Origin of the sequence: Microbacterium sp. ZW T6_19 (genome assembly GCF_044987465.1) — a bacterium.
Lineage (GTDB): Bacteria > Actinomycetota > Actinomycetes > Actinomycetales > Microbacteriaceae > Microbacterium > Microbacterium natoriense_A.
This window is the reverse complement of the sequence record NZ_JBJDRH010000004.1, coordinates 271,416-287,989: the sequence shown is the minus strand read 5'-3', so window position 1 is coordinate 287,989 and position 16,574 is coordinate 271,416. Positions and strand designations below refer to the sequence as shown.

15 protein-coding genes are annotated in these 16,574 nt (G+C 67.3%); 4 read left to right on the top strand and 11 right to left on the bottom strand.

All coding sequences use genetic code 11. The annotated features are described in order from the left end of the window. Positions 1-19 precede the first annotated feature (19 nt). From ACI3KT_RS08415 to ACI3KT_RS08400, 4 genes are read left to right on the top strand one after another with little or no spacing between them, the layout of a single operon-like run. Positions 20-1,648 (top strand): PTS mannitol transporter subunit IICB, encoded by a 1,629-nt coding sequence (locus tag ACI3KT_RS08415; protein ID WP_404903584.1) that lies wholly within the window; start codon positions 20-22, stop codon positions 1,646-1,648. Next, positions 1,648-2,082 (top strand): PTS sugar transporter subunit IIA, encoded by a 435-nt coding sequence (locus ACI3KT_RS08410; RefSeq protein WP_292909188.1) that lies wholly within the window; start codon positions 1,648-1,650, stop codon positions 2,080-2,082. The genes ACI3KT_RS08415 and ACI3KT_RS08410 overlap by 1 nt, the downstream gene beginning before the upstream one ends. After that, positions 2,079-3,233 carry a mannitol-1-phosphate 5-dehydrogenase gene (locus ACI3KT_RS08405; protein WP_404903582.1) on the top strand — a complete coding sequence of 385 codons (1,155 nt, stop codon included), beginning with the start codon at positions 2,079-2,081 and terminating at the stop codon, positions 3,231-3,233. The genes ACI3KT_RS08410 and ACI3KT_RS08405 overlap by 4 nt, the downstream gene beginning before the upstream one ends. Further along, positions 3,233-4,510, top strand: coding sequence for a flavin-containing monooxygenase (locus ACI3KT_RS08400; protein ID WP_404903580.1), 1,278 nt, complete (start codon positions 3,233-3,235; stop codon positions 4,508-4,510). The genes ACI3KT_RS08405 and ACI3KT_RS08400 overlap by 1 nt, the downstream gene beginning before the upstream one ends. Positions 4,511-4,533: 23 nt before the next feature. Here ACI3KT_RS08400 and ACI3KT_RS08395 read toward each other — a convergent pair whose 3' ends face one another. From ACI3KT_RS08395 to ACI3KT_RS08345, 11 genes are all read right to left on the bottom strand, one after another. Next, positions 4,534-4,851, bottom strand: coding sequence for a GIY-YIG nuclease family protein (locus tag ACI3KT_RS08395; RefSeq protein WP_404903578.1), 318 nt, complete (start codon positions 4,849-4,851; stop codon positions 4,534-4,536). Positions 4,852-5,046: 195 nt separating this feature from the next. After that, a complete protein-coding gene (locus tag ACI3KT_RS08390; RefSeq protein WP_404903576.1) occupies positions 5,047-5,907 on the bottom strand; it encodes a carbohydrate kinase family protein in 861 nt (286 codons plus the stop codon). Positions 5,908-5,954: 47 nt separating this feature from the next. Beyond that, positions 5,955-7,058: a polysaccharide deacetylase family protein gene (locus ACI3KT_RS08385; protein ID WP_404903574.1), complete on the bottom strand. Its 1,104-nt coding sequence runs from the start codon at positions 7,056-7,058 to the stop codon at positions 5,955-5,957. 3 nt (positions 7,059-7,061) lie between these two features. Further along, complete coding sequence (locus tag ACI3KT_RS08380) at positions 7,062-8,177, bottom strand: adenosine deaminase (RefSeq protein WP_292909178.1); 1,116 nt, start codon at positions 8,175-8,177, stop codon at positions 7,062-7,064. Positions 8,178-8,228: 51 nt separating this feature from the next. Continuing rightward, complete coding sequence (locus tag ACI3KT_RS08375; protein WP_404903572.1) at positions 8,229-9,521, bottom strand: thymidine phosphorylase; 1,293 nt, start codon at positions 9,519-9,521, stop codon at positions 8,229-8,231. Continuing rightward, complete coding sequence (locus ACI3KT_RS08370; protein WP_292909174.1) at positions 9,518-9,916, bottom strand: cytidine deaminase; 399 nt, start codon at positions 9,914-9,916, stop codon at positions 9,518-9,520. The genes ACI3KT_RS08375 and ACI3KT_RS08370 overlap by 4 nt, the downstream gene beginning before the upstream one ends. A gap of 7 nt (positions 9,917-9,923) precedes the next feature. Beyond that, positions 9,924-11,198 (bottom strand): ABC transporter permease, encoded by a 1,275-nt coding sequence (locus ACI3KT_RS08365; RefSeq protein WP_404903570.1) that lies wholly within the window; start codon positions 11,196-11,198, stop codon positions 9,924-9,926. Beyond that, on the bottom strand, positions 11,195-12,454 hold the full coding sequence (locus ACI3KT_RS08360; RefSeq protein ID WP_404903568.1) for an ABC transporter permease: 1,260 nt from the start codon (positions 12,452-12,454) through the stop codon (positions 11,195-11,197). The genes ACI3KT_RS08365 and ACI3KT_RS08360 overlap by 4 nt, the downstream gene beginning before the upstream one ends. Continuing rightward, positions 12,451-13,968, bottom strand: coding sequence for an ABC transporter ATP-binding protein (locus ACI3KT_RS08355; protein WP_292909168.1), 1,518 nt, complete (start codon positions 13,966-13,968; stop codon positions 12,451-12,453). The genes ACI3KT_RS08360 and ACI3KT_RS08355 overlap by 4 nt, the downstream gene beginning before the upstream one ends. 101 nt (positions 13,969-14,069) lie before the next feature. Continuing rightward, complete coding sequence (locus ACI3KT_RS08350; protein ID WP_292909166.1) at positions 14,070-15,152, bottom strand: BMP family protein; 1,083 nt, start codon at positions 15,150-15,152, stop codon at positions 14,070-14,072. Between the two features lie 148 nt (positions 15,153-15,300). After that, complete coding sequence (locus ACI3KT_RS08345) at positions 15,301-16,416, bottom strand: mannose-1-phosphate guanylyltransferase (protein WP_292909164.1); 1,116 nt, start codon at positions 16,414-16,416, stop codon at positions 15,301-15,303. Between the last annotated feature and the right edge of the window lie 158 nt (positions 16,417-16,574).

Here is a 16,574-nt window from a genome sequence, read left to right as displayed (position 1 = left end):
CCAGAAAAGAGACGACATCATGACGACGACGTCATCAGCCGCCAAGCCCGGCGGCCTCCGCGTGGGCGTGCAGCGTTTCGGCACGTTCCTCTCGGGCATGATCATGCCGAACATCGCGGCATTCATCGCCTGGGGCTTCATCACCATGCTCTTCATCCCCGCCGGATTCTTCGGCGCGGACAGCCCTTTCGGCTGGCACTGGGCCCCCGTGGCCGAGATCATCGGCGGCGGCGGAGACTCCGCCGCGATCGGATGGAACGGCGCGATGACCGCGATCGCTGAAGGCGACGGAGGCAACTTCTTCGCCTACGTCGGTCTCGTCGGCCCGATGGTCACATACCTGCTGCCGCTGCTGATTGCGAATACCGGCGGTCGCATGATCTACGGCGAGCGCGGCGGCGTGGTCGCGACCATCGCCACGATGGGCGTCATCGTCGGCACGAACATTCCGATGTTCCTTGGGGCAATGATCATGGGCCCCGCCGCGGCATGGATCACCAAGCAGATGGACAAGCTCTGGGACGGCAAGATCCGCCCCGGTTTCGAAATGCTGGTGAACAACTTCTCCGCCGGAATCCTCGGCATGATCCTTGCGATCGTCGGCTTCTTCGCGTTCGGTCCCGTCATGCTCGGGATCAGCTCCGTGCTCGGCACGGCCGTCGACTGGCTGGTCTCGATCCAGTTGCTGCCGATCGTCTCTGTGATTGTCGAGCCCGCCAAGGTGCTGTTCCTCAATAACGCCATTAACCACGGCGTCTTCACGCCTCTCGGTATCGAGCAGGCCAGCGAGACCGGTAAGTCGATCCTGTTCCTCATCGAAGCCAACCCTGGTCCCGGCCTCGGTCTACTGCTGGCCTTCACATTCTTCGGAGTCGGGGCCGCGAAGGCATCCGCACCCGGGGCAGCTATCATCCAGTTCTTCGGCGGGATCCACGAGATCTACTTCCCCTATGCGCTCAGCAAGCCGACCACGATCCTCGCGCTGATCGCCGGCGGCGCAGCAGGCGTCACGACAAATATGCTCCTCGGCGGAGGTCTCGCGTTCCCCGCGGCGCCGGGCAGCATCATCGCCGTTACGGCTGCCGCTGTCGGACCGGGCGTCGCGAACCTGCTGGTCGTGTACTTGTCGGTCGTCATCGCGGCCACGGTCACCTTCCTGATCACGGCGGTCATCCTGCGCGCATCCCGCAAGCGCGATCTCGCTGCCGACAGCGACACCTTCGGTGCAGCAATCGCGCAGACCGAAGCCAACAAAGGCAAGTCCTCGGCCGCGATGGACGCGCTGCGCTCGTCGACGGCATCCGCTGACGCCGCTCCCGCGACCGAGACGACCACCACCGCGGTCGCCACCGCGCCGATCACGAGCATCGTGTTCGCGTGCGACGCCGGGATGGGCTCCTCCGCGATGGGGGCGAGCGTGCTGCGCAACAAGTTCAAGAAGGCCGGCATCGAGGATCTGAAGATCGTCAACCAGGCCATCGCGAACCTCGACGGCACGGCCGACGTGGTGATCACCCAGCAGCAGCTGACCGACCGCGCAAAGGCCCAGTCGCCGAACTCGCTCCACATCTCGGTCGACAACTTCATGAATTCCCCGAAGTACGAGGAAGTCGTCCAGATGGTCCAGGACCAGCGAAAGGAAGCATGATGAGTGTTCTCACCCTCGGCCAGATCCGCATCCACCCGGGCTCCGTCTCGCAGGACGCGGCGCTGCAGGAGGCGACCGACATCCTCGTGACGGCCGGTGCGGTGACCCCCGCCTACATCGACGCCATGCGTCAGCGCGAGGTTACCGTGTCGACCTACATGGGCAACGGCCTCGCGATCCCGCACGGCACGAACGAGATGAAGGACACGATCCTCGCCTCTGCTCTCTCCGTCGTCCGCTACGACGGCGGCGTGGACTGGGCCGGCGAGCAGGCGAACTTCGTGATCGGCATCGCCGGACGCGGAGACGAGCACCTCGAGATCCTGTCGCAGATCGCGATCCTGTTCTCCGACGATGACGATGTCGCGAAGCTCAACGCCGCCGCCACTCCCGACGAACTGTACGCGCTGCTGTCGGCGGTGAACGAGGGATGAAGGCCGTCCACTTCGGCGCAGGGAACATCGGCCGCGGGTTCGTCGGGCTGCTCCTGCACGAGGGCGGCTACGAGGTCGTCTTCTCAGACGTCGCGGACGCGCTCGTCGACGCCATCAATGGTGCTTCGCAGTACACGGTTCGCGAGGCGGGCCCCGGCGGCGTGAACCGGGTCGTCACCGGGTTCCGGGCGGTCAACAGCCGCCTGGACCCCGACGGCATCGCCGACGAGATCGCCTCCGCGGACGTGGTCACGACCGCGGTCGGCCCCACCGTGCTGCGCTTCGTCGCTCCGGCGATCGTCGAGGGGCTTCGCCGGCGGAGCCCGGATGCCGCGCCCCTCCAGGTGATGGCCTGCGAGAACGCGATCGGCGCGACCGATCAGCTGCGCGACGAGGTCGTGGGGGCAGCAGGAGCGGATGCCGCTGCACTCGTCGCGCGCGCGGTCTTCGCCAACACCGCGGTCGATCGCATCGTTCCCGCACAGCCCGCTGGAGCCGGTGTCGATGTGACGGTCGAGCCCTACTTCGAGTGGGCGATCGAGTCAGGCCCCTTCGAGGGAGATCTGCCGTCGATCCCCGGTGCGCACTTCGTCGACGACCTCGCTCCCTACATCGAGCGCAAGCTCTTCACGGTGAACACCGGGCACGCAGCCACGGCGTACTTCGGGGCGCGAGCCGGCCTCGAGCGCATCTCGGACGCGCTCGCCGATCCGCGGATCGCCGCGCAGGTCTCCGCCTGCCTGGAGGAGACCTCCGCCGTGCTGGTGGCCGAGCACGGCCTGGATCCGGCTGAACTCGCCGAGTACCGGGCGAAGATCCTCGACCGCTTCCGCAACCCCGAGCTCGTCGACACTGTGCAGCGCGTCGGCCGTCAGCCGCTGCGCAAGATCTCGCGGCACGAGCGGTTCATCGGCCCCGGCGCGATGGCGGCCGAACGCGGGCTGTCGTCGGCAGCGCTCACGGCGGCGGTCGCCGCCGCCCTCGAGTTCGACGACCCGGCCGACGAGCAGTCGGTCGAGCTCCAGGAGCGGCTGCGCATCGAGGATGCCGTGACGTTCACGGCATCCGCTACGGGCCTCGACCCCGAGCATCCGCTGTTCGCGGCGATCCGCGATGCCGTGATCGCCCGCCAGGAGGCCATCATGGTGTGATGAGCACCTACGCGATCGTCGGGGCGGGTCCTTCGGGGCTCGCCTCTGCGCGTGCACTGAGCAGACGAGGCATCCGCGTCGAGGGTTACGAGGCCTCGCACGGGGTCGGCGGACTCTGGGACATCACGAATCCGCGGAGCACCGTGTACGAGTCCGCTCATCTGATCTCGTCTCGCACGACCACCGAGTTCGCCGAGTTCCCCATGCGCACGACCGTCGACTATCCCGGTCATCGTGTGCTGCTCGAGTACTTCCGCGACTACGCCGAGCACTTCGGCCTGACATCTCTGTTCCGCTTCGGCACCACGGTCACCCGGCTCGAGCCTCGCGACGGCGGCTGGGATCTCACGAGCACGGGCCCAGACGGCCGGCGCACCCGCCGATACGACGGTGTGGTGCTGGCCAACGGCACTCTCGCGCACCCGAACCTCCCGACTTTCGCCGGAGAGTTCTCGGGCGAGATCCTGCACACCTCCGACTACAAGAGCGCCGGACAGTTGGCCGGCAAGAGGGTGCTGCTGATCGGCGCGGGCAACTCCGGTTGCGATATCGCGGTGGATGCCGTGCACCGGGCCGCCTCCGTCGACATGAGCGTGCGGCGCGGCTACTACTTCGTGCCGCGGTACCTCTTCGGCCGGCCCAGCGACACCCTCAACCAGAGACGGCCGCTGCCGCCGCGCATCAAACAGGCGGTCGACAGCCGGGTGCTGAAGGCGTTCACCGGCGACCCCGTGCGATTCGGATTCCCGAAGCCCGACTACCGCATCTACGAGTCGCATCCGATCGTGAACACGCTCATCCTGCACCACCTGGGTCAGGGAGACCTGCGGGTCCGCCCCGACGTGGAGCGGTTCGACGGCGCCGCCGTGCGCTTCCGCGACGCCACCTCCGGCGAGTACGACCTCGTGCTCCTGGCCACGGGGTACACGCTCGACTACCCCTTCGTCGACCGCGCCCATCTGCACTGGCAGGGCGCATCCCCCCGGCTGTTCCTGAACATGTTCCCGGTGTCGTTCAACGGCCTGTTCGTGATGGGCATGATCGAGGCCTCTGGCATCGGCTGGCAGGGACGCTACGAGCAGGCCGAACTGCTGGCGGCATATCTCGACGCGGCTCCCGAGAACGCCGCCGCCTTCCGTGATCGCGTCACCGGTGAACCCTGGCCTGACGTCACCGGCGGCTATCACTACCTCGGTCTCGACCGGATGGCCTACTACGTCAACAAGGACGCCTACCGCGCGGCCGTCAGACGCGAGAAGGCGGCGCTCGACGGGTGAATGTAAGCGGACCGCGGATCCCATCACTGGGTCGCTGAGCCTGTCGAAGCGTCTCCGCCGCGCGACTTCGACAGCGCGGGGAGATCGGCACCGCGCAGCTCGATCAGCGCGGTCTTCTTCGCGCGGCTCCACCCCTGTATTTGCTTCTCGCGGAAGAACGCCTGGTCTACGGTGTCGAACTGCTCCGCGTAGACCAATGAGACTGGGCGACGCTTCCAGGTGAAGGCTGCCGCGAAGAAAGGATCGTTGTTGTGCTCCCACACCCTGGCTTCAAGGTCTCGGTTGGTGCTTCCGGTATAGAAGCTGCCGTCTTCGCACTCGAGGATGTACGTCCATGCCATGACCACATCCTGACGACAGACGGGATGCCGAAACGTGCCTGTGGATAACTCGCGTGCCCTTCGACAAGCTCAGGGACCCAGATAGCACCTCAGAAACTGGTCGCGGAGACTCACTTCTGGGTCGCTGAGCCTGTCGAAGCGCTCCGCAGCGCGATGGGGCCCTTCGACAAGCTCAGCGCCACAGAACCAACCTCCTCAGGCGAGGACGCTGTCGAGCAGCGGATGCAGGTGCCGGGTGCCGAGCACGCTGGACGCCGAGCGGGCGCCGGCAGCCAAGGCGTCGGAGACCGATGCCCCGGACAGGCTCGCATCGAGCACACCAGCGAGGAACGCGTCCCCAGCGCCGTTCGTGTCGACGACCTCGACGGGCACCGCTCCGATGCGATGTTCCGCACCCTCGGCATCCACCGCGACAGCGCCGTCGGCCCCCAGGGTGCACACCGCGAGCGTCGCCCCCGCCGTGATGCAGGAACGCAGGAATGCCACTGGGTCGTCGAGCCTGTCTGTGTTGCAGAACACCGCATCGGCTGCCTCGAGGAACGGCCGGTGGAACTCCGCCTCACCGTCGTAGTCGTGCACGTCGACCCAGATCGGCCGCCCGGTCTCGATTGCCATCGGCAGCAGTCGCAGCGGCTCCGCGGCGAGGTCGAGGACGATCGCATCGGCTGCCGCCATCGCCGATCGTAGCTCGTCGTCATCAGCGCCATCGGTCGTCGAAGGAGACGCCAGATACAGCGAGACGCGTCCGCCCTGACGCGTCATCAGGTTCAGATGCCGCTCGGTCGCCTCCGCACCTCCCCAGCGGGTCGGCACACCAGCATCCGCCAGCGCAGCCCGAACCCGGCCGCCGTGCTCGTCCGAGCCGGCGAGCGCGTACAGGAGCACCGAGCGTCCCAGAGAAGTCAGACTCAGCGCCTTGCCGGCGCTGGTGCCGCCCACCGTGTCCCAGGTCTCCTCCGCGAATTGCATGTGCGGCACGGGCTCGGGCAGCCGGTCGAGCACGACGATCGAGTTCCACGATGCGGGGCCGGCGATGAACACGGAGACGGCAGACATGCCCCCATCCTGACAGCTCGAGCTGGGTCGCTGAGCGTGTCGAAGGGTCAGCCGATTCGCTTGATCAGCGCGTCGACGGTCATTCCGTAGTCGATGCGCACGACGGGCAGAGCGAGCTTGTCGGTGCCGATCGTCACCAGCCCCGGTTCGATCGTGCGGGCCATCTCGTACCCGGCTTGCGCGACGCCGAGCTTGGCGGTGTCGTTGTAGTGCCCGAAGGGATACGCCATCACCTCACGGACGCCGAGGATGTCACCGGAGGCGTTCAGGTCGGCGGCGATCTGGTCGGCGGTCCAGTTGACCATCCGCCCCTTGCCGTTGTCGCCCGCCTGATGCATGTCGTTGGTGTGCGAACGACGCTGCACGTAGATCGAGGGAGCCGGGTCCTGCCGGTAGGCGGTGATCATGAACGAGGTGGACAGCAGCTTGTACTTGTCGATCACCGGGACGGCGAGGTCGAACCAGCTCTGATCGGCATCGTCGTCGGTGATGATCACCGAGTGGGCGGGCAGGAACAGCCGACCGTCGATGAACGCGCTCAGCTCGTCCCACGTGGGCATGTAAAAGCCGCTCGAGGCGATGTGGCTCATCTGCGCCTCGAAGTCGCCGAGGTACGCGTAGTTGCCCCGCAACCAGCCCGACTCGCCCTCGGCCTTCGTCGTGAACTGGTGGTACATCAGGATCGGGATCTGCGCGTTCTCGGCGACGTTCTGCTCGGGCGTCATCCAGCCTGCGAACAGCTGCACCTGCTGATCGACGCACACCACCGCGTCGGCGCCGTTGACGCGCGCAGCCTGGTCGAAGACGGTCGCGGCAGCCTCGGTCGGGTACCAGCCGCCGAAGACGAACCCTTCACGAGCGGGTATCGGCAGCCCCTGGAACAGGGCGCTCTGCCGCTGCAGCATGGGATCCGCCGGTGCGCCCTCTCCCGCGAAGCTCAGGGCGCACGCGAGCGGATCGTCCGCGTCGTGCAGCAGCTGCTCCACGGGACTCAGTGGTGGGTGCTCGATCGCACCGGCCTCCGAACGCGGCACGACAGGCTCGCTCGCCGCCGTCCACGCGAACACTGCGGCCGCGCCCCCTCCCAAGAGCACGACGGCACTGACGATGATCGCGACGACCTTGAGCCGTCGCCTCCCCCCGGTGGCCACGATCTAGACGTCGAAGCCTTCTGCGATCATCTCGACCAGCTCTTCGCGTTCCTCGACCGGCAGGAATGCGGCCGCGGCCGCATTGAACTGGAAGGTCTCGAGGTCGTCGAGATCGTACTCGAACGCCTCGACGAGAAGTGCGAGCTCGCGTGTGAGCGAGGTCGCGCTCATGGTGCGGTTGTCGACGTTCACGGTGACGGCGAAGCCCAGTTGGTACAGCAGATCGAAGGGGTGGTCGGCGAGCGTCCTGCCCCACTTCTCGATCGCTCCGGTCTGAAGATTCGACGACGGCGACAGCTCGAGCGGGATCTCGCGATCGCGCACCCAGCGGGCGAGGTCGCCGAACTGCACCTGCACCTCGTCGCCCTCCTCTGTGATCACCTCGAGGTCCTCGGCGATGCGAACGCCGTGTCCGAGCCGCAGCGCGCGGCCGTCGAGCAGCGCGGAGCGGATCGAGGCGAGGCCGGCGGCTTCACCAGCATGCACGGTCACCGGGAAGAAGTTCTCGGCGAGGTAGTCGAAGGCGGCGCGATGGTTGGAAGCAGGGAATCCGTCTTCGGCACCTGCGATGTCGAAGCCGACGGCGCCACGGCCGCGGAACGAGACGGCGAGTTCGGCGATCTCGCGCGACCGGTCGGCATGGCGCATCGCCGTGATGAGCTGCCCCACGCGGATGCTGCTGCCGGCGCGATCCGCGGCGTCCTCGCCCTCTTCGATACCCTGCTGCACGGCCTCGACCGTCTGCTCCAATGTCAGACCACGGCTCAGGTGCTGTTCGGGCGCCCACCGCACCTCGCCGTAGATGACGCCGTCGGCAGCGAGGTCCTCGACGAACTCGCGAGCGACCCGCGTGAGCCCCTCCTGCGTCTGCATGACGGCCGTCGTGAGGTCGAAGGTCTTCAGGTACTCCACGAGTGAGCCCGAATCGCTCTGCGACGCGAACCACTTGCCGAGCGCGGCCGGGTCGGTCTCCGGTACCTCGAGGCCGATGGCATCTGCCAGTTCGATGATCGTGGACGGGCGGAGGGCGCCATCGAGGTGGTCGTGCAGAGACACCTTCGGGAGGCTGCGCAGGGACGCGCCCTGAATGGTGACGTCGCCGTTCGCGTCGATCGACATGGAATTCCTCTCGGTCGCGGATTCGCTCAGTTCAGGCTAGCGGTCAGCGGGTCACGCCGTGATGCGCTCACGCACGATCGGCCCCGCCGCCGGAGCGGCGTCTCCGACTTCCCACGCGCCATCGAGCGCGTCGAGCGCGCGCGGGAAACGCGCCTCGTCGGCCGCCGACAGCGTGAACAGCGGCTGGCCCGCGACCACGCGGTCGCCCGGCTTGGCGTGCAGGTCGATGCCGGCTTCGAAGATCACCGGGTCCTCGGCGCGAGCGCGTCCGGCGCCGAGGCGCCAGGCGGCGATGCCGAACGGCAGGGCGTCCATGCGCGACACGACGCCGTCAGCCGCGGCCGTCACGACGTGCGTCTCGCGCGCCGTGGGCAGCGCGGCATCCGGATCGCCGTCCTGCGCGCGGATCATGGCCTTCCAGCTGTCCATCGCACGGCCGTCGTCGAGCGCCTTCTCGACATCGGCATCGGGCTGGCCTGCGAGCGCCAGCATCTCGCGGGCGAGCGCGATCGTGAGCTCTCGCACATCATCGGGGCCGCCACCGGCCAGGATCTCCACCGATTCACGGACCTCGTTGGCGTTGCCGATCGCAAAGCCGAGCGGCACGTTCATGTCTGTGAGCAGCGCGGACGTCGCGACGCCAGAGTCGGTGCCGAGCGCCACCATCGTGCGGGCGAGCTCGCGGGCGCGGTCGATGTCCTGCATGAAGGCGCCCGAGCCGAACTTCACGTCGAGCACGAGGGCGTCGGTCCCCTCGGCGATCTTCTTCGACATGATGCTCGAAGCGATCAGCGGGATCGCCTCGACCGTGCCGGTGACGTCGCGCAGCGCATAGAGCTTCTTGTCGGCGGGGGCGAGGCCGGAGCCCGCGGCGCAGATCACCGCGCCGACGTCGCTCTGCATCTGGGCGAACATCTCGTCGTTGCTGAGCGCTGCGCGCCAGCCGGGGATGGACTCGAGCTTGTCGAGCGTGCCCCCGGTGTGCCCGAGACCTCGGCCCGACAGCTGCGGCACCGCGACACCGAAGACGGCGACCAGCGGGGCGAGCGGGAGGGTGATCTTGTCGCCCACTCCGCCCGTGGAGTGCTTGTCGACCGTCTTCTTGCCGAGACTCGCGAAGCTCATCCGCTCCCCCGACGCGATCATCGCGTCGGTGAGCACTCGGATCTCGTCGCGCTCCATGCCGCGCTGGAACACGGCCATCGCGAACGAGGCCATCTGGGCGTCCGACACGTAGCCGCGCGTGTAGGCATCGACCATCCACCGCAGCGCGGGCTCGGGGACGACGCCTCCATCGCGCTTGGCACGGATGACGTCTACGGCGTCGAAGGGTTCAACGCTCATCGGGCGTCCTCCAGGTCTCGGGGGCCGAACGCGTCCGGCAGTACTTCGTCGATGGTGCGGATGCCGGAGACGGTCTCCAGCAGCATCCCGGGCATGGCGTGCTCGAAGAGCAGCTGGCGGCAACGACCGCACGGCATGATCGTCTCTCCGTCGTTGTTGACGCACACGAACGCGACGAGCTTGCCGCCGCCGGACATGTGCAGGTCGCCGACCAGCGCGCACTCGGCGCACAGAGTCACCCCGTATGAGGCGTTCTCGACGTTGCATCCGGCGACGATGCGTCCGTCGCCGACCAGCGCGGCGGCGCCGACGCGATAGCGCGAATAGGGCGCGTAGGCCTTGGTCATCGCGTCGGTCGCCACCTGACGCAGCTCATCCCAATCGATGTCGGTCATGTCTCTCCTAGGACTTGATGTACGGCTCGCCGTCGGCGGCCGGCGGGCGCGAACGCCCGACGAGACCGGCGACAGCGAAGATCGTCACGACGTACGGAAGCATCAGCATGAACTGGCTCGGCACCGGAGAGCCGATCACGCTGAGCACGCCCTGCAGGTTGGTCGCGAAGCCGAACAGGAGAGCCGCCAATGTCGCCTTGATCGGGTCCCACTTGCCGAAGATCACGGCGGCGAGGGCGATGAAGCCGGCGCCCGCCGTCATCTCCGGGTTGAACCGGGGCACGGAGACCAGCGTGTAGAACGCGCCGCCCATGCCCGCGATCGCACCCGCGATCAGAACGTTCATGTAGCGGGTGCGCGCCACGTTGATGCCCACCGTGTCAGCGGCCTGCGGGTGCTCACCCACGGCCCGCATCCTCAGTCCCCAACGAGTGCGATACATGCCGTACCAGACCACGAACACGACGGCGTACATCAGATACACGACGATGGTCTGCTTGAACAGGATCGGACCGAGGATCGGGATCTCGCTGAGCAGCGGGATCGGCAGGACCGGGAACGGCGTCACCGTGTTCAGCGTCGCCTGGTTGGGCGCGAGGACCTGACGGAACAGGAAGGTCGTCACGCCGATCACGAGCACGTTGAGCACGACGCCGACGATGACCTGATCCACGTGATAGGTGATCGCGAAGACGCCGAGGATCAGCGCGACCAGGACGCCGGCGACCATCGCGGCGATGAGCCCAGCCCACGGCGTGCCCGTCGCGGAGCCGACGATCGCGGCGGTGAACGCCCCCGCGAGCAGCTGGGCCTCGATCGCGATGTTGACGACGCCGGCTCGCTCGCCGATCACACCGCCCAGGGCGCCGAAGATCAGCGGGGTCGCGAGCGCGAGCGCACCGCTGAGGAGTCCGATCATCGGGAGCGTGCCCTTGCTTCCGGCGGCCGCCCAGGCGAGGAACCCGATGATCAGCGCGACCGCGAAGACCGCGGTGAGCCACAGCGGCACGGAGCGGCGGTTCGCCGCCAGCGCCCAGGCCGCTCCCGCGACGACCGCGGCGACGAGCACGGCGACCCACGCGGTCGCAGTGCCCGGCACCACGACGTTCGGCAGTGCGAGAAGCTCGCCACCGGCCGTCAGGCGGAACGTCGAGTCCCCTGAACGCGGGACGAAGAGCGGCAGAAGCGCGAACAGTACGGTGATGACCGTGAAGATGACCGGCGTCTTCCAGGAGACGACGGCGACGGTACGGGGCTCTGCATCGAGAGTCACAGCGGTCATGCGGCCACCTCCTTCTTCGCGGCGCGGCGCTGTCGGCGGGTCGTCCGACCGGGCTGCGGCAGTCCGAACATCGCCCGCACGAGCGGCGGAGCGGCGATGAACAGCACGATCAGCGACTGCACGACGAGCACGATCTCGATCGGAACGCCCTGGGACGCCTGCATCGTGAACCCTCCGGTCTTGAAAGCGCCGAAGAGCAGGCCCGCCCAGAGGATGCCGAGCGGCCGCGAACGGCCCAGCAGGGCGACGGTGATGGCGTCGAAGCCGATACCGGCGTCGATGCCGCCGCTGAAGCCCTTCGGCTCCGTGCCGAGCACCTGGCTGACGCCCGCGAGGCCCACCAGCGCACCGGCGATGAGCATCACGGTGAAGTACATGCGACCGACCGAGATGCCTGCCGTGCGAGCGGCGGCAGGGTTCTCGCCCACCGCGCGGAATCGGAAGCCCAGGCTCGAGCGCTCGAGCAGCCACCAGGTGATCGCGACCGCGATCAACGCCAGCAGGAAGCCGAGGTGCAGCTTGTACATGGGGCCGAGGATCAGAGGCAGCACGGCGGACTCCGCCATCGGCGCGGTCTTCGGGTTGTTCGAGCCCGGCGCCTGCAGCAGCCCCTGGGTCGCCAGCATCCAGGCCAGGAGGTAGAACGCGATGTGGTTGAGCATGATCGTGACGATCACCTCGTGCGCACCGGTGCGCGCCTTGAGCAACCCTGCGATGCCCGCCCAGATCGCGCCCGCGACCACGCCCGCCACGAGTGCGGCGATCAGGTGCAGGGGGAAGGGCAGGTCCCAGGCGGTCGCGACGTAACCGGCGGCAGCAGCGGCCATCAGCATCTGCCCCTGGCCGCCGATGTTGAACAGGCCGGCGCGGAAGGCCAGCCCCACGCCCAGTCCGGCCGCGATCAGCGGCGTGGCGAACTTGAGCGTCTCGGTCAGCGGACGGATGCCGATCGCGAACGAGTCTGCGTTGAAGTTGTAGATCGACCCGCGGAACAGGGCCGAGTACGCTCCTCCGACGGCGCTGCCGATCGCACTGAAGGTGTCCATGGGTGCGGCGAAGAAGTAGCCCGCCGCAGCCTGGACGGCGGGGTCGGTCAGAGCGATCATCAGGGACCCGACGATGACGGCGACGAGCACGGCGAGCACCGACACGAGCGCGTTTCCGTTGACGATCTCGGTGAGGGCCTTGCGCCACTTCGAGGGCGCCGGCGCCTGCGGCGCGATCGGCGGCGCCGGCTGGGTCTGAGCGGCGGTCATGCCTGTGCTCCTTCGTTCACGGCGGCGCCCGCCATCATCAGGCCGAGGGTGTCGCGCGGTGTGTCACCGGGGACGATGCCCACGATCCGGCCGCGATACATGACCAGGATGCGATCGGCGAGGGCGGACACCTCGTCGAGCTCTGTGGAGACCACGATCACGGGAACGCCGGCATCGCGCGTCTCGATCACGCGCTTGTGGATGAACTCGATCGATCCGACGTCTACGCCTCGAGTGGGCTGGGCGGCGACAAACAGCGAGAGATCGCGGCTCAGCTCGCGTGCCAGCACGATCTTCTGCTGGTTGCCTCCGGAGAGGCGGCCAGCCGCTTGAGTCGGTCCCTGCGTGCGGATGTCGAACTCCGCGATCTTCGCCTTCGCGAACTCGTCACGGGCCTTCAGCTGCAATGCGCCGTTCTTGACGAACGGCGCGCCGTTCGAGCGATCCAGCATGAGGTTCTCGGCGATCGAGAACTCCTTGACGAGTCCGTCGACACCGCGATCTTCCGGGACGAATCCGACACCGGCGTCGAGGATCTGCCGCACGTTGCGCCCGACGAGCTCTTCGCCGTTCAGGCGGATGCTGCCTCGAACCCTGTCCTGAAGACCCATCAGAGCTTCGGTGAGTTCGGTCTGGCCGTTTCCCTGAACGCCGGCGATCGCGAGCACCTCACCGCCGCGAACCTCGAACGACGCCTCGTCGACGAGCACGGCGCCGGCGGCGTCGGTCACCGTCAGGTTCTCGACCACGAGAGAGTTGCTGCGCAGCTTCGGCGCATCTTTGTGCACGGTGAGCTCGACCGCCCGACCGACCATGAGCGAGGCGAGCTCCGTGTTCGACGCGGTCGGAGACGCCTCGCCGACGACCTTGCCGAGACGGATCACCGTGATGCGGTCTGCGACCTCGCGGACCTCGCGGAGCTTGTGCGTGATGAACACGATCGCCGTGCCGCGTTCGCGCAGCTGGCGCATCGTCGCCATGAGCTCGTCGGTCTCCTGCGGGGTGAGCACGGCGGTGGGCTCGTCGAAGACGAGGATGCTGGCGTCCCGCGCCAGCGCCTTGATGATCTCGACGCGCTGCTGGACGCCGACGGGGAGATTCTCGACGACGGCATCCGGATCGACGTCGAAGCCGAAGCGGTCGGAGATCTCCTTCACCTGACGGCGCGCGGCGGCGAGGTCGAGGCGGCCTCCGGCTGTCGTCTTCTCGTGGCCCAGCATTACGTTCTCGGCGACGGTGAACACCGGCACGAGCATGAAGTGCTGATGCACCATGCCGATGCCGGCCTTCATCGCGTCGCCGGGACCCGCGAAGTGCTGGACGACGTCGTCGATGAGGATCTGTCCCTCATCGGCCTGATACAGCCCGTAGAGCACGTTCATCAGGGTCGACTTCCCGGCGCCGTTCTCACCGAGAAGGCAATGGATCTCTCCGGGTTGGACGACCAGATCGATGTGGTCGTTGGCCGTCAGCGCGCCAAACCTCTTCGTTATTCCGCGCAGCTCGAGCTTCATGTGTCCGATCCTATTCATGCCGTCGTCGTCTGCGCGGAGATCGCCCGCGCAGACGACAGCGGGGAGGCCGACTGGGCCGGCCTCCCCGTTGTTGCTTGCTGTTACTCGCTCAGGTAAGACGTGACGGTGATCTTGCCGTCGATGATCTCCTGCTTGATCGCGTCGACCTTCTTGACCAGTTCCGCGTCGACCTTGCTCTCGAAGTTGTGCAGCGGAGCGATGCCCACGCCCTCGTTGTCGAGCGTGCCGATGTAGGCGTCACCGCTGAAGCTGTCGTCGGCGCTGGCCATGACGGCCTCGTAGGTCGACAGGTCCATGGCCTTCAGCACCGAGGTGAGCACGAAGTCGGCCGTGGTCGGGTCGGTGTTGAACAGGTCGGCGTCGGCGCCGATCAGGGCGATGTCCTTGCCGGAGTCCTTGATGGCCTGCAGGCCGGACTGGTAGATCGGGCCGCCGACCGGGAAGAGCACGTCGACACCCTGGTCGATGATGTTCTGCGCCGTGGTCTTGGCGTCCTGGTTGGCCTCGAAGCCACCGGTGAAGGAACCGGTCGTGCCGTCCCAGCCGACGACCTCGACGGCGGTGCCGTTCTCGGTGTTGTAGTAGTCGACGCCCTGCTTGAAGCCGTCCATGAAGATCGTGACGGTCGGGAACTCCATGCCGCCGTACGTGCCGACCTTCGCGGTCTTGGTGTAGCCGGCCGACAGGTAGCCCGCGAGGAACGCGGCCTGCGCCGTGTCGTAGAGCAGCGGCTTGACGTTGTCGGGCTTGCTGTCGCCGCCCGCGTCGTCGACGAGGATGAAGTCGGTGTCGGGGTTCGCCGTCGCGGCGTCGACCGTCGCCTGCGACAGCGCGAAGCCGACGGACACGATGGCGTTGCAGCCCTCGGACACCATGTTGTCGATGTTGGGACCGTACTCGGTCTCGGCGTTCGACTCGGCCTTCTTCAGCGTGGCGCCGAGCTCGTCCGCGGCCTTCTGCGCACCTTCGTAGGAGAGCTGGTTGAACGACTTGTCATCGAAGCCGCCCGCGTCGGAGACGATGCAGGGGGTGAAGTCGGAGGCGGCGGGATCGCCCGAACCGCCCGGCTTGTCGGTGGGTGCCTGGCCGCAGCCGGCGAGTGCGAAGACGACGCTGGCAGCGACTGCCGCGCCGAGAAGCTTCTTGGTGGTGGAGATGGTCAACTCATGCCTCCCTCAACGATCCCGCGGCCCTCGCGGATCGCTCAAAGTTACCTAGTGTTTCGACGTTTGGGCACACCCAGTTCGCGCGCGCAGACGAATGGTTACAAAGCCGAGATCAATCCAACAGATGAGCATGCAAGCGTGCTCATCAGAGCACGTCGCCGCGTCCGGTGAGTTTGAGCGACTCGACCACGCCCTTGACCCGCTGTGCGTGTTCGACAGTGGTCACCAGCAGGGCGTCCGGGGTGTCGACCACCACGATGTCCTGCACGCCGATCAGGCTGATCACGCGGCTCGTCTGGCTCACCAGGATGCCGCTCGCGGCGTCGGACAGCACCCTCGCCTTCGGGCCGAGCACGGCGAGGTCGTTCTTTCGGCCGTTGTTGATGAGCTTGGTGAGGGAGGCGAAGTCCCCCACGTCGTCCCAGTCGAAGTGGCCGGGGACGACGGCGAGGCGTCCGCGCTTCGCCGCCGGCTCCGCGACCGCGTAATCGATGGCGATCTTCTTCAGGCGGGGCCAGATCCGGTCCACGGCGGGCCCGCGCTGCTCGCGGTCGTCCCACGCCTCGGCGAGTTCCACGAGCCCGGCGTACAGCTCGGGCTCGTTCTCAGCCAGTTCTTCGAGAAGCACGCTCGCCTTGGCGATGAACATGCCCGCGTTCCAGAGATAGCTGCGATCCGCCACGTACGCCTTGGCGGTCTCGAGATCGGGCTTCTCCACGAAGCTCTCGACCAGCGACGCCTCCCTGGCGCCGTCGACGACGAGCTCCTCCCCCTGCTTGATATAGCCGAATCCGACGGCGGGCTCGGTCGGCATGATGCCGATCGTGCAGATGTAGCCCTGACGCGCGACCTCGACGGCGTCCCGCACGGCGAACTCGAACACCCGGGTTCCGCGGATCACATGGTCCGCGCTGAACGATCCGATGATGACGTCCGGGTCGCGGCGATGCAGGATCGCGGCGGCGAGTCCGATCGCGGCCGCCGACTCGCGCGGCTCGGATTCGAGGAAGACATTGAGGTCGGGGATGCCGGGAAGCTGCTCCTCGACGGCGGCGCGATGCGCCCGGCCCGTGACGACGGCGATCCGATCGTGCCCCGCGAGCGGCTCGAGCCGATCCCACGTATCACGCAGCAGCGAGTGACCGGAGCCGGTGAGATCATGCAGGAACTTCGGAGCATCGGCGCGCGACAGCGGCCAGAGCCTGCTGCCGATGCCTCCGGCGGGGATCACTGCGTAGAAGTCCTTGATCGGTTGAGTCACCTGGCCAGAGTACTCGGCGCCACCATGTCGACAGGCTCTCGACACCATGCAGAAAACCTCTCGACATCGAGACAGTTAGGGTGTCCTTCGTCGCTCACAGCGATCTGGCAGGAATAGGATGGACACCGATCGGCCGTGCCTGTTGTCTTCTCAGGCTC

Coding starts and splice junctions, on each gene's coding strand:
- ACI3KT_RS08405 (WP_404903582.1), top strand. CDS start 2,079: ATGAAGGCCGTCCACTTCGGCGCAGGGAACATCGGCCGCGGGTTCGTC.
- ACI3KT_RS08415 (WP_404903584.1), top strand. CDS start 20: ATGACGACGACGTCATCAGCCGCCAAGCCCGGCGGCCTCCGCGTGGGC.
- ACI3KT_RS08370 (WP_292909174.1), bottom strand. CDS start 9,916: ATGACCGACATCGATTGGGATGAGCTGCGTCAGGTGGCGACCGACGCG.
- ACI3KT_RS08400 (WP_404903580.1), top strand. CDS start 3,233: ATGAGCACCTACGCGATCGTCGGGGCGGGTCCTTCGGGGCTCGCCTCT.
- ACI3KT_RS08375 (WP_404903572.1), bottom strand. CDS start 9,521: ATGAGCGTTGAACCCTTCGACGCCGTAGACGTCATCCGTGCCAAGCGC.
- ACI3KT_RS08355 (WP_292909168.1), bottom strand. CDS start 13,968: ATGAAGCTCGAGCTGCGCGGAATAACGAAGAGGTTTGGCGCGCTGACG.
- ACI3KT_RS08410 (WP_292909188.1), top strand. CDS start 1,648: ATGAGTGTTCTCACCCTCGGCCAGATCCGCATCCACCCGGGCTCCGTC.
- ACI3KT_RS08360 (WP_404903568.1), bottom strand. CDS start 12,454: ATGACCGCCGCTCAGACCCAGCCGGCGCCGCCGATCGCGCCGCAGGCG.
- ACI3KT_RS08395 (WP_404903578.1), bottom strand. CDS start 4,851: ATGGCATGGACGTACATCCTCGAGTGCGAAGACGGCAGCTTCTATACC.
- ACI3KT_RS08380 (WP_292909178.1), bottom strand. CDS start 8,177: ATGTCGATCGACGCGAACGGCGACGTCACCATTCAGGGCGCGTCCCTG.
- ACI3KT_RS08365 (WP_404903570.1), bottom strand. CDS start 11,198: ATGACCGCTGTGACTCTCGATGCAGAGCCCCGTACCGTCGCCGTCGTC.
- ACI3KT_RS08390 (WP_404903576.1), bottom strand. CDS start 5,907: ATGTCTGCCGTCTCCGTGTTCATCGCCGGCCCCGCATCGTGGAACTCG.